This is a genomic window from Chryseobacterium sp. PCH239 (genome assembly GCF_018924625.1).
Taxonomy (GTDB): domain Bacteria; phylum Bacteroidota; class Bacteroidia; order Flavobacteriales; family Weeksellaceae; genus Chryseobacterium; species Chryseobacterium cucumeris.
In genome coordinates this window covers 609,014-622,437 of record NZ_CP073027.1, presented here as the reverse complement: position 1 = coordinate 622,437, position 13,424 = coordinate 609,014, and the positions used below count along the sequence as shown (strand labels likewise).

Below are 13,424 nucleotides of genomic sequence, written 5' to 3'. Positions count from 1 at the left end.
AAATGACATTTGACATGTTTTCAATAATTAAAATACTATTTGACGCATAATTCATTTTAAAATAATATTTTTAAGAAGTGAATAGTTGTAAAGATTTTTAGATGAACAATAAAAAACTTTTATCAAAACTTTATGACACAAAAACCTTTGCACAATTTCCATATTCCGGTAATGGGACTGGCTTATACCATAGACAGCCCGATTCGTGTTGCCCAGTATGGAATTTCTTCCGTCATCTCTATTATTGATGATGAAATCCTGGAAAAAATGAAGAACTTTTACAACAAAAAGTTCAATCTTGACTATTTCGGGATCTCAACAAAAACAGAAGATTACAGAGCAAAAAGAGTTACCGCTTATCTGGATATGGTAGACGATATCGTGAATGAAAAATTTGAATCTTTCAAACAGGAAATCAGCAAAAACAAGGAAGCTTTGAAGGAATTCATGGCTATGCTTCCGAATACTTCAGATCTAAAAAACAGCCTTCAAAACCTTGTCAATCAAAAAGATAACTGGAGTTCCAATATCAAGAACTTCATCGAATCGAATTTAAAACCGGGAAGTATTGATGTCAATATCATGACGAAAGTAGATAAAGACAACTATCAGAATAATGAACAGCTTCCTGTAATGTATAACGATGCGCATGCTTCACTGCGTGGATTTGCCAAAAGTAAGCTATCATCATCAATGGTTCTTTCTGCAGGCATGAATCCCCGTTTGTACAGCTATATGGAAGAGTTTGAAGATTTTTTCCCGGACGAACACGGAAACATTAAAAAGAAAATTATCCTTAAAGTAAGCGATTTCCGTTCGGCTATGATTCAGGGAAATTTTCTGGCTAAAAAAGGATTATGGGTTTCAGAATACAGAATAGAATCCGGACTGAATTGCGGAGGCCATGCATTTGCTACTGAAGGAATGCTTCTCGGGCCTATCATGGAGGAATTCAAACAGAAAAAAAACGATCTGATCCAATCAGCTCACGCCTTAATGACAGCTGCTTTGGAACAAAAAGGGAAGCATGTAGTTTCCGAACCTTTAGAAATGAAAATTACCGTTCAGGGTGGAGTAGGAACTTCTGAAGAACATGAGTTTTTATTGGCTAATTATAATGTAGACAGCGTAGGATGGGGTTCTCCGTTTCTACTGGTACCCGAAGCAACATCGGTAGATGCAGAAACCAGGAATTTACTTGTACAATCAAAAGAGCAGGATTTCTATCTGAGTAATATTTCGCCATTGGGAGTACCTTTCAATACTGTAAAAGGTACATCTAATGAAGTATTGAAGTTTGAAAAAGAAGCAAAAGGGAAATATGGAAGTTCTTGTCCTAAAAAACTTCTCGCACTAAGCAAAGAATTTTCTCCGGAAGGAACCTGTACCGCTTCCAGAAAGTTTCAGGATATCAAACTGAAAGAGCTTTACGAAAATAAAGATGCATTCACTGAAAAAGAATTCAATAAAAGAAAATCCGAAATTACCGATAAAGCCTGCCTGTGTGTAGGACTTGTGAATGCGGCATACATGGAACAGAACCTTGAAATTAAAGGTGAAAAGCAAGGCGTTGTGATATGTCCGGGACCTAATATTGCCTTTTTTGATAAAGAAGTTTCTCTTTCGGAAATGGTAAAACATATCTACGGAAATACCAATATCCTTTCAGATAACCAACGGCCGAATATGTTCATCAATGAATTGAAAATGTATGTGGATTATCTGAGAAAGGAAATCACCGAATCTACTGCACAGATTACCCATTCGCACACAAAAAAATGGAATGCTTTCAGGAAAAATGTTCTTGAGGGTATCGAATATTATCATGAGCTTTTTAAAGCATCACCATTCTTCAGCAACGGTTTGTCAACCATTCATCATCAGTTACAGGAATATAAACTTCAGCTTATCGCTATTGAAATTCCTCAGGTTGAAAAATAACCGTATTTTTAATTGATAGATAATAAAAACAGCTTTTACATGGCTGTTTTTATTTTTTCTGTTACTAATGAAATCACATGTATTTCTGTTAGAAGCGGCAAAGGTCTAAGAACATTTCAACTTTAATCAATGTAAGATTTTCAGAAAGAGCTATAAAAATAAATAGTATTCAATTGTATCGGAGATAAAATCTTTGTATCTTAAAGCAGTTAGCTTTTAAATTATTTGCGCTTTCCAACACATTCAAGTAATAAAAAACTTAGGAAACATCAGCATTCCCATTTATAATAACTATGGCTGGAATGGTCATTTTGAATATTTTCCAGGCTTAATATTCCCTACCTTAGAGGTCACTTAGTAAAATTATTTTTATGGAAAAAAGAAAAATCAAAAACACCGATTTGACGATTGCACCCATCAACTTCGGAGGAAATGTTTTTGGATGGACATTGGACGAGAAACAGTCTTTTGATATACTGGACCGCTTTGCTGAAGCAGGATTCAATTTTATAGATACTGCAGATACCTATTCATGGTGGGTGAATGGAAAAGGCGGACAGTCTGAAGAGATCATCGGAAAATGGATGAAGAGCAGATCTAACCGTAATGATATCGTTTTAGCTACGAAAGTAGGCTCAGAAACGAAAGAACATGGCTATGATATCAGCAAAAAACATATTCTTAAATCTGTAGATGAGTCTCTGCAAAGACTTCAGACGGATCATATTGATCTCTATTATACACACTTTGATGACAATACTACTCCTGTAGAAGAAACTCTTTCTGCTTATGATGAGATCATTAAGGCTGGAAAAGTACGTTATATTGCGGCTTCCAACTTATCTCCGGAACGTTTGAAAGCATCATTTGAAGCTGCAGAAAAGAATAGCCTTCCTAAATATGTTGCGTTACAGCCTCATTACAATTTAATGGAAAGAGAAGGATTTGAGCAAAATTATGCTCCTCTGGCAGAGCAGTTTGATTTAAGTGTATTTCCTTATTGGTCTTTGGCAGCAGGTTTTTTAACGGGTAAATACCGTGATGAAGCAGATCTGGCAAAAAGTGCAAGAGGTGAGGGCGTAAGAAAATACTTAAATCCTAAAGGACTGGAAGTATTAAAAGCGCTGGATCAGGTAAGTGCAAAGCATCATACAACGCAGGGAACCGTTTCTCTGGCATGGCTGTTATCTAATCCTCTGATTACAGCACCCATTGTAAGTGCTACCAGTGCTTCCCAGCTTGAAACGGTCTTCAATGCACCAAAACTTGTTCTGGATCAGGAAGATATTGAGCTGCTGAATAAGGCGAGCAACTAAATTTTTCAACTTTCATTACAGATTAAAAATTAAATCCGTTCATTGCTGAACGGATTTTTTATGATTCAATGGCGAAAACCACCCCGTCAAAAAATCTTTGAATTTTCGCCACCCTTCCGGAGGAGGGGAATGGAGTTCTTCAGTTGTGATATTCTTCTCTCAATATTAATCGGAATATTCCTTCAGAAGCTGTCTGTAGCTCATTAATATTGAGGATTTTGAGATAAAACCGATGAAATCATTGGTATCACTTACTACAGGGAGATTCCATACACCTGTATCATCAAAGGTCTGAAGAATATCCAGGGGTTTATTTTCACGGTGAAGAACGGCAGGCGGTGCTTTCATGATCTGGGTAACCGTCTGGGACGTTTCGATTTCTTTGTTAAAAAGATAAGGCCTAATGTCATCCAGCGTCAGAACTCCTTTGAGCTTTCTGTTCTCATCCACAACGGCGAAAATATTTTTATTACCATTCTTTACCATTTCAAACAGTTCTGTAACAGAAGCATTCTGATTGATCGTTTGCGAATATTTATCAATAAAGTCTTCGGTTCTTAAAGCAAACAGAAGGTTTTTGTCATGTTTATTTGTGAATATTTTTCCTTCATCTGCCAATGATTTCAGTTCAGGAGAAATCGGGGAAAACCACTTTGCAATGAGATAGGATATGATGGAAACTATCATCAGAGGAATAAACAAATCATATCCGAAACTTGATTCTGCGATCAGAAAAATAGCGGTAAGAGGAGCATACAGAACTCCACTCATAGCACCAGCCATACCTACGAGGACAAGATTAGTCATCGGAACATCTGTAAAACCAATATGCTGACAAATTAATGCAAATAAGTAGCCTAAAGTTCCTCCTGCAAAAAGAGAAGGAGCAAAGTTACCTCCATTTCCACCACTGAATATCGTAAATGAGGTGGCAAAGGCCTTTAAAAGCAATACCAGAACCAAAAATATGATAATGGTCCAGTCTCCGATCTCAAAATACCTGAAAAAACTATTTTCAATAATAGAGTAGGTATTTCCATTGGTGAAAGCTTTTACCGTTTCATATCCTTCCCCGAACAAAGGAGGAAAAAGTACGCATAACAGGGAAAGTACAGCTCCTCCGAACATCGCTTTACGCATTCTTGAAAGCTGAAGACCTTTTATAAAATGTTCTACTTTCTGAGAAATAATCACAAAATAGCGGGCATACAATCCTGTAACAATCCCTAAAATAAGATAATACGGAACATTTTTATAGTTGAAAGGGTCTCTGGTATAAAATCTGAAAAGAACATCTTCCTGAAGCAAAATCCTTGATAAAAGACTTCCGCAGACCGCAGCAACGACCAACGGAATGAAATCGGTAAAAACCACTCCGGTTAAAAGAATTTCAAAGGCAAACATAATCCCCGCAATAGGAGCATTGAAAGCAGACGCAATCCCGGCAGTAGCTCCTGCAGCAAGCAATAAAGTACGTTCTTTATAGCTCAGTCTGTACGTTTGGGCATAGTTTGAACCAATAGCGGCTCCGGTAACGGCAATAGGACTTTCCAATCCTGCAGAACCTCCCAATCCTACGGTAACAGCACTTTGTATCACCTGGGAATACATTTTAACGGAAGCTACGATACTGGAATTCTGTGCAATTTCGTATAAAATAGCTCCAATACCTTTACGATCCTGACCTTTAAACAAAGTTAAAACGATCATCGTTGTCAGAACAATTCCTAAAAAAGGAAAAACAATATAGAATAAAATCTGATATTCAAAATGAACTTTATTGGTAATGAAATAATGGATATTATGCACCAGTGTTTTCAGGATAACTCCCGCAAGACCAGCTGTGCAGCCCACCAGAATTCCGGAAAGAACAAGAAATTGGTTTCTGCTCAGTCTGTTGTTCAGCCAATGCAGAATAAGCTCATAACTGCGTGCTTTTTCCAGTCCGTATTTCTGGAAATCTCTTTTAAATTTAAGGAAACTGAGGTACTTTTTTTTGTTGTGAATTTTCACCTTGGAAATATTTTAACTATCATCAGATTGATACAGTTCTGTAAATTTATGAAATATATCACAAAAAATATAGTAAAGAGACTTTTTCAAAATATATCAATGAAAGTTTATTTCTATCAACCTTATCTTATTTCTTTAGATTTCCCTGAAAAAATGAACCCAACAGCCAGTGCTCCAAGGATTCCTGCACCTGCCAGAATTAATGGTTTCTTAGGAATAGAAAATAGCGTTTTCCCGTCAATTCTCATACTTCCTGTAGAAGGGTTCTGTACATTTCCTCCGGTATTTTCATCTTTATTGGCTTTTCTCATTAACATTCTCACCCCAGTGGAAGATGCATAACGAATTATTCCAGGAAACAATTCATACAAATTTTTAAAAACTACTGCTGACCAGTCGGGATAAGAAGCTTCAATTGGATTTTTGGCTGTTTTTACAATTGAAGCTGCCAGTTTACGAGGATCAAACGCAGGAGGAGGTGTGCTGAGTTTTATCCCTGAATAATTGGCAGCATGTTCTATTCCTGATGATTTCTGAAAACCGGGATAAAGCGCACAGATATGTATATCAGGAAAGTCTGAAACTTCACCCTGCAAAGTTTCTACCATTCCGCGCACACCAAATTTCGAGGCTGTATATGCTGTTCCATAAGGTGCCGGCATCCATCCGCCAATAGAAATATTATTCAGTAAGACTCCTTTTTTCTGTTTTTTGAAAACAGGAAGCACTGCATGTGCCGAATGCATATATCCCAAAAGGTTTGTTTTAACAATCTGATCACTGACATCAACTGGAATTTCCTCAAATTTACCAAATGCCAACACTCCCGCATTATTGACCCAATAATCAATTTTTCCGGTGAATTCAAGGGTTTCCTTGACAAGGTTCTGAACATCTTCTGCAACAGAAGTATCTGTAGGAACAGCAAGCACTGTTGCTCCCAGTTTCCTGCATAATTCTGCAGTCTCTGTAAGCGCTTTTTCTCCTCTTGCTGCCAGCACAAGATCAGCTCCCTGTTCTGCAAATGCCTCTGCCGTAGCCTTACCAATTCCGCTTGAAGCACCTGTGATAACGACTGTTTCTCCAAAAAATGGTGGTCTTCTTTGATTTTTCATAATATGATGGATTTAAGTGTTCTTATTTTTTTATCATGATCCGTTTTCTGTATTTCTTTTTGGAAAAAGTATAAGCCTGATGGATGGGTTATTGGTAATAAATAATCTGAACCAGTCCATCGCAAGTTGAAGTTTATTTTTAAACCCTACCAGCGGAATGATGTGGATGAAAAGCCAGGTAAGCCATGCTATAAAACCGTTAAAGGAATTTTTCGGAAGATCTACTACCGCATTGTATTTAGAAATAATGGCCATGCTGCCTTTGTCATTATACCTGAATTGCTCCAGCACTTTTCCATCTTCTATCCGTTTAAAATTGGCAGCGAGGTTTTTACTTTGCTGAATGGCGACCTGAGCCAGCTGAGGATGTCCTTTAGGATATTTTTCTTCGGAAATCATCAGACAAATATCTCCCAACGCATAAATATTGGTAGTTCCGGTTACTTTATTATAGTCGTCCACCAGTATTCTTCTGCCTTTTCCAATAGTTTCTTCCGGTAATCCTGGAATTTCTTTTCCAATAACTCCTGAAGTCCAGATCAGGGTTTCCGTTTCAATAGAGCTTCCGTCACTTAAGATGACTTTATTATCCGTATAATCCTTTACAGAGACATTCAAAAGGATTTTCACTCCTAATTCTTTCAACTTATCATAAGCCGTTTTCTGAGCCAGCTGGCTCATGGGCGAAAGTAAAGTAGGCAAGGCATCAATAAGATAGAGATTAGAAAGTCCGAGCTTGATTTCCGGATATTCTTTCTGGGCAATATATTTTCCCATTTCTGCCAACATTCCTGCGAGTTCTACTCCCGTTGGTCCTCCTCCTGCAATAACAATATTCTGAAGTTTTTCGGCTTCTTTAATATTTTTATTTCTGGCCGCTTCTTCCAGAGTCAGTAGAATATGATTCCTCAGATAGAGTGCTTCTTCTATGTTTTTCATCGGAAGAGCACACTTTTTTACATTTTCCATTCCGAAAAAATTAGACTCTGTGCCCAATGCCAGAACCAGATAATCATAGCTGAGATTTCCGGTATCTGTTTCTATTGTCTTATTTTCCGGATGTACTCTGATCAGGCTTCCCATGTGAAATTTCACATTTTTATTATTTGAAAACAGTTTTCTGAAAGGATAGCTGATATTGGAAGCTTCTATAAACGAAGTAGCTACCTGATAGATAAGCGGCGGAAAAAAATGATAATTGTTTTTATCAACCAGCGTTATTCTGAACCTTTTATCATTCTGAAGAGACTTGATAAGATTAATACCCGCAAATCCTCCTCCTACGATTAGAATGTGCTTTTTCATAGTATGTGATTATTTCAAATGGTGTACTGAATTTCATTCAATAACAAGACCAAAAGAACGACAAAACAAATATTTAACATAATCTATAAATTGCCAAAACAGCCTTAATATCAGCTCTCATTAAGAATTTCAGGTTTCAACAGGTATTTTCTTTTTAACGTTTCATTCACTGCCAGCACGATGTTTGTACTTTACTGATCATCCAACACTTTAAATATTTCATATATGAAATCACACATTTTAACCGAAAAGCACCAACTGGGAATAGGGGGTGTAGCAATAGGAACAGCTTTTGAAAATATCACAGATGAACAGGCTCATGAAATACTGCAGGCAGCCTGGGATATCGGAATCCGGTATTATGATACTTCTCCATGGTACGGATTGACCAAAAGTGAACGGAGATTTGGAAATTTCCTTAAAGATAAAGACAGGGATGACTTTATTTTCTCAACCAAAGTAGGAAGGCTTTTTCATCAGGTTCCTGAATCTGATGTTCCTCCAACCATGTGGAAAAAACCTCTTGATTACGACTTCCTGCATGATTATACAGCCGACGCCGTACAGAAATCTATTGAAGACAGCCTTCAAAGAACCGGATTGAGTCATATTGATATTGTTTATGTCCATGACCTTTCTGAAGATCAGGTAGGAGATCGTTATCCTTATTTTCTGAAGCAGGCGAGAAACGGTGCTTTTAAGATACTTTCTGAACTTCGTGATCAAGGAGTAATAAAAGCCTGGGGAATGGGTGTTAATAAGATAGAACCTATTTTAGACTGTATTGAATCTGCTGATCCGGATATCTGTCTTTCGGCCACACAATATTCTATTCTTGAACATGAAGATGCTGTGGACCGCCTTCTTCCGACTGTTAAAAATGCTGGGGTAAAATTGGTTTCGGGAGCAGGGTACAATTCAGGCTATATAGCAGGAAGAGAACGTTATAATTATAAAGATGTAATTCCAAAAGGAATGTATGAAAAGCGGAAAAAAATGAGTTCTCTTGCTGAAAAATACAATATAAGCCTTATTGATGCCGCACTGCATTTTGTACTGGCCGCTGATGAATTTGCTTCTATTATTCCTGGAGCCAGCCGGCCTGAGCAGGTGAAAGATAATATGAATGCCTTGCAAACCAATATTCCTGCCGAATTCTGGAAAGAATTAAAAAATGAGGGACTGATTTATGAAAAGGCGCAGGTTCCTGAGTAAATGAAGGTAACCATTATCGTTAACTAACTCAAAAGCCCGATTCAGGAAAGAATCGGGCTTTTCTTTATACTACCTTTGCTTTACGGATTATTTTTGCCAATAGGCCTGGAAAAAATCGTTTCAGGTAAACAGCCATCACTTCTTTACCGCCTATCGCTTGTTGTCTTTTCTGTTTCTCTATGGCATAAAGCATTTTTTTTGCGAAGATATCTACGGGCATGCCATTCTTCGTAGCATCATCCATCGTGCCCTGTAATGAACCGTCCCCGGTAACAGCATTAATAGAAATATCAGTCTGAATAAAACCCGGACAGATCACCGTAATCTTAATATTCTGGCTGAATAATTCTGCCCTCAAGGCATCAAAAAATCCATGTAAAGCATGTTTTGCACCGGCATATCCGCTTCGCATAGGAGCACCGAAAATTCCCATTAGACTTGATACAACGGCAATCTGTCCTCCTTTATTTCGGATCATATAAGGCAAAACAGCCTTTGTAAGAGCTACTGTTCCTATATAATCAATATCGATAAGCTGTTTATCTACTTCAATATCGGTTTCCATGGCTAATGAGCGTTGTGACAATCCTGCATTATTGATCAGAATATCAATCCTTCCAAATTTTTCTTTTGCTTTTGCTGCAATGGAAGGCATTTCTTTATAATTTTTAAGATCTAAAGGGATGACCGCATATCTGTCTCTGCTCAAACAAGCTTTCTCAGCAACGGAATGAAGCTGGCCCTCTTTTCTGGAAGAAAGAATAATTTTTGCATTGCTGTTCTTGCAAAGCTCTTTCACTAAAGCTTCTCCAATGCCTGATGATGCACCTGTAATCCAAATGACTTTATGATTAAAATAATTACTCATATTCATTAGTATTTAATTTTAAAGTCTGGCAATATATTGTCCGGCTTTCATTCCTGAAAAGATGCAGCCTCCCAAAAATGTTCCTTCCAGAGCTCTATAACCATGCATTCCGCCACCGCCAAAGCCCGCAGCTTCTCCTGCAGCATACAATCCTTCAATGATGCTTTCATCCTCTCTCAATACCTGACCATTCAGATTGGTTTTTATTCCGCCCAACGTTTTTCGGGTTAAAATATTAAGACGTACTGCAATCAAAGGTCCGTTTTCCGGATCTAAAATTTTGTGTGGTGCCGCTACACGTCCCAGTTTATCTCCTAAATAATTTCGGGTGTTCCGGATATAATTTATCTGGGTGTCTTTTGAAAATTTATTGTTGAGTTCGCGGTCTCTGGCTTCAATCTGTGATTTTATCTTTTCATATTTCAACAGGTTATTTCCTGCCAGTTGATTCATTCTTTTAACCAGATCTTCCAGGTTATCTGAAACAATAAAGTCTTTACCGTGTTCTTTAAAGGCTTCTACAGGTGCGGGTGCCTTTTTCCCAAAAATCCTTTTCAGAAAAAGAGCATAATCTTTATTGGTGATATCCGGATTCTGCTCCGAACCTGAAAGGGCAAATTCTTTTTTGATAATTTTCTGTGTAAGGATAAACCATGAATAAGAAAACCCTGTTTTCTGGATATACTGTAAAGTCCCCAGCGTATCAAATCCCGGAAGAAAAGGAGCGGGGAGACGTTCACCTTTAGCATCAAACCATAGCGATGATGGCCCCGGCAATATGCGGATTCCGTGGTTGGGCCAGATTGGATTCCAGTTTTGTAAGCCTTCCGTGTAGTGCCACATTCTGTCCGGATTGATGATATGAGCACCTGCATTTTCTGCAATGCCTATCATTTTACCATCCACATAGGCCGGAACACCACAAACCATGTTTTCAGGCGCCTTGCCCAATCTTTCCGGCCAGTTTTTTCTTACCAGGTCATGATTGGCACCAATTCCTCCGGAAGCAATAATAATATTTGGAGCTGAATATTCAAATGTGGAGATAACGTTTCTGTTGGTAGCAGCACCTCTTTCCTGGGTATCATTTTCCAGAATATCTCCTTTAAGACCTTTTATTTTATCATTTTCTGTAATAATTTCAGTTACGCGATGTCTGAATTTCATCTGAAGCAGACCTTTTTCCTGAGCTTTGTAAGCTTTTTCTACAAAGGGTTTTACTACACCTGTGCCTGTTCCCCAACTCACATGAAAACGGGGTACGGAATTTCCATGACCCGTTGCCGATCCATCACCACGTTCTGCCCAGCCCACCATAAACATCAGCCTGATTCCCAGTTTGGAAATATAATCGTACTTTTCACCGGCAGCAAATTTCAGATAAGCTTCAGCCCACTGGCGGGGCCAGTAATCTTCGGGACGGTCAAAACCAGCGGTACCTTTCCAGTCCTGTAATGCCAGCTCATAAGAATCTTTGATTCCCATTCTTCTTTGCTGGGGAGAATTAATCAAAAATAATCCTCCAAATGACCAGAATGCCTGTCCGCCGATATTCTGCTCTGTTTCCTGATCCAGAAGCAATACTTTTTTTCCGGCATTGGTAATTTCCATCGCCGCGGTAAGCCCTGCCAGTCCGGTTCCGATAATAATTGCATCGGGCTGGAATTTTTCTTCCATTGTTAAGCGTGTTTTGATTCAACAATATGTTAGATAAATGTATAAAATTATTCGGAATCGGATTTAATATTAAAAATTTAAATAAACCTGCTTTGAGTAATCAGCCCTGAACTCTGAACTTTTCAACTTATCTTTGTGAAAAATAGAAGAATGAAGTATTTGTTTATCATTGCCTGCCTGGTTTGTTCAATATTCAGTCAGGCACAGCAAAAACAGGATCCATGGAAAGACAGCCAGCTGATGGATCCGGCATTACTGGCTTCCAGAATTGAAAATCAAAAAACAAAAGATCTGGTCATCATTTCGGTAGGACCTGAAGCTATTGTGAAAGGTTCTGTAGACATCGGACCGACTCATGAACCTGAAAATCTGGAAAAACTGAGAAATTATCTTAAAGATATTCCTAAGAACAGAGAAATTGTGATCTATTGCGGTTGCTGTCCTTTTGTAAAATGTCCTAATATCCGTCCTGCATTTGCATTGTTAATGGAATTGGGCTTCAAAAATGCAAAGCTTTTAAATCTTCCGAAAAACATCAAAACAGATTGGCTGGATAAAAATTATCCTACAAATGATTAATATGAAGAACTCTTTAACAATACTATTTTTCATACTGTTTTCAGGATATCTTTCTGCCCAGAACACCATAGAAGTAGGGAAGAAAGCTCCTGAAATAACAATGACAAAGGCAGATGGAACTTCATTTTCTCTTTCAGCATTAAAAGGGAAACTGGTTCTGATCGACTTCTGGGCAACCTGGTGCGCACCCTGCGTAGAAGAACAACCTCAACTGAAAACAATGTATGACACTTATTCCGGGCAGGTTAAAAAAAATCAGTTCGAAATAGTAGGTGTTTCTTTGGACAAGAATAAAGAAAGCTGGCAGAAAGCAATCGACAGGTTTCAGATCAACTGGATACAGATCAGTGATTTAAAATTCTGGAAAAGCCCTGTAGCAAAGCTTTATGAAATAGAAGAACTGCCTTTTAATGTCATTATTGACGGGCAGGGAACTATTGTAGCTAAAAACCTTCATGGTAAAGAACTTGAAGATTTCATTAAGAAAAGCCTGACACAGAATTAAGAAAGTTTTTTTCCGTATATAAGACAAAGAGTGGTAAGTTATTTTACCACTCTTTTTTAATTGAAAAAGATAGAAGTATTTGTGTATTAGAATCTTGCCTTAATCATTTAAAATATCTGTAAAGATATAGTAATGATCATGAGGGAACTCATCATTGTATCTGGACGTAAATATAATAAAATCTACCAATTAAATCACTTTATATTGAAATATGTGTAAAATTTAATATCTCATTAAAATAGCGTTCAATAATAAAGGTTATTATTACTACGAAACAAAACTTTTATACTGATTTCAAAGTTGTTGATATACAAAATATTGAATCCTTGTTTTTGTATTCTAATTTTGTTTCTGTGAAAAAGAGTTTCTACCTTCGTTTTGCGCTTTCAGTGATCTTACTGATGCATAGTGTGATTTCCATTTTCAGTGGGGATGTGAATGATTTTGGACAGATATACCTGAATGGATTAGGTTTCAATCCTGTAGGAATTTATATAGCATGGATAGTAAAACTGATTCATCTTTTATCAGTACCATTAATCTGGATTGATAGATACATCAAACCAATAGCTGTTTGTAATATTCTGATTTTCATTTTGGGAATCTATTATGTCCATTGGCAAAATGGATGGTTTGTGGTAGGTGGAGGAACGAATGGTATTGAATTCAATGTATTACTGATCTTCTGCTTTTTGAATCTTATGTACCCCAAAGTTTCTTTGCATTTTATGAGTAAAAAGAAAATTTAGACCTTCATAAATCATCTGTTTTTCCTCCAACATTATTACCGCTCATAATCAAAACTGATAGTTTATAGATGGTTACGTCCATTTGATAGACTTATTTTTTATATTTGAGAGAACAAATAGTACTTTGTACTTTTAAATCAT

The 13,424-nt window shown here is 37.4% G+C and carries 11 protein-coding genes; 6 read left to right on the top strand and 5 right to left on the bottom strand.

Annotated elements, in window-relative coordinates:
* The first annotated feature begins 132 nt into the window (after positions 1-132).
* Together KBP46_RS02990 and KBP46_RS02985 are read left to right on the top strand one after the other, a co-directional pair.
* Positions 133-1,941, top strand: a complete 1,809-nt coding sequence (locus KBP46_RS02990) for a hypothetical protein (RefSeq protein WP_216444586.1) — start codon at positions 133-135, stop codon at positions 1,939-1,941.
* Between the two features lie 371 nt (positions 1,942-2,312).
* Positions 2,313-3,257, top strand: a complete 945-nt coding sequence (locus KBP46_RS02985) for an aldo/keto reductase (RefSeq protein ID WP_216444585.1) — start codon at positions 2,313-2,315, stop codon at positions 3,255-3,257.
* Between the two features lie 165 nt (positions 3,258-3,422).
* Here the strand turns inward: KBP46_RS02985 and KBP46_RS02980 are convergent, their stop codons facing one another.
* The 3 genes from KBP46_RS02980 to KBP46_RS02970 form a co-directional block, all read right to left on the bottom strand.
* A complete protein-coding gene (locus tag KBP46_RS02980) occupies positions 3,423-5,270 on the bottom strand; it encodes a chloride channel protein (RefSeq protein WP_216444584.1) in 1,848 nt (615 codons plus the stop codon).
* A gap of 122 nt (positions 5,271-5,392) precedes the next feature.
* Positions 5,393-6,385, bottom strand: a complete 993-nt coding sequence (locus KBP46_RS02975) for an SDR family oxidoreductase (protein ID WP_216444583.1) — start codon at positions 6,383-6,385, stop codon at positions 5,393-5,395.
* Between the two features lie 33 nt (positions 6,386-6,418).
* Complete coding sequence (locus KBP46_RS02970; protein ID WP_216444582.1) at positions 6,419-7,690, bottom strand: NAD(P)/FAD-dependent oxidoreductase; 1,272 nt, start codon at positions 7,688-7,690, stop codon at positions 6,419-6,421.
* Between the two features lie 225 nt (positions 7,691-7,915).
* Between KBP46_RS02970 and KBP46_RS02965 the strand changes: the two genes are divergently transcribed.
* Positions 7,916-8,905 carry an aldo/keto reductase gene (locus KBP46_RS02965; protein WP_216444581.1) on the top strand — a complete coding sequence of 330 codons (990 nt, stop codon included), beginning with the start codon at positions 7,916-7,918 and terminating at the stop codon, positions 8,903-8,905.
* Between the two features lie 64 nt (positions 8,906-8,969).
* Here KBP46_RS02965 and KBP46_RS02960 read toward each other — a convergent pair whose 3' ends face one another.
* Positions 8,970-9,773: an SDR family oxidoreductase gene (locus KBP46_RS02960; RefSeq protein WP_216444580.1), complete on the bottom strand. Its 804-nt coding sequence runs from the start codon at positions 9,771-9,773 to the stop codon at positions 8,970-8,972.
* A gap of 18 nt (positions 9,774-9,791) precedes the next feature.
* Positions 9,792-11,450: an FAD-binding dehydrogenase gene (locus tag KBP46_RS02955; protein WP_216444579.1), complete on the bottom strand. Its 1,659-nt coding sequence runs from the start codon at positions 11,448-11,450 to the stop codon at positions 9,792-9,794.
* A gap of 150 nt (positions 11,451-11,600) precedes the next feature.
* Here KBP46_RS02955 and KBP46_RS02950 point away from each other — a divergent pair, with 150 nt between their 5' ends.
* The 3 genes from KBP46_RS02950 (at position 11,601) to KBP46_RS02940 (ending at position 13,283) form a co-directional block, all read left to right on the top strand.
* Entirely contained in the window at positions 11,601-12,029 is a 429-nt protein-coding gene (locus tag KBP46_RS02950; protein ID WP_216444578.1) for a rhodanese-like domain-containing protein, read from the top strand.
* A 1-nt stretch (position 12,030) separates the two neighbouring features.
* Entirely contained in the window at positions 12,031-12,534 is a 504-nt protein-coding gene (locus tag KBP46_RS02945) for a TlpA disulfide reductase family protein (protein WP_253297171.1), read from the top strand.
* A 353-nt stretch (positions 12,535-12,887) separates the two neighbouring features.
* A complete protein-coding gene (locus tag KBP46_RS02940) occupies positions 12,888-13,283 on the top strand; it encodes a DoxX family protein (protein ID WP_082798723.1) in 396 nt (131 codons plus the stop codon).
* The last annotated feature ends 141 nt before the right edge of the window (positions 13,284-13,424 follow it).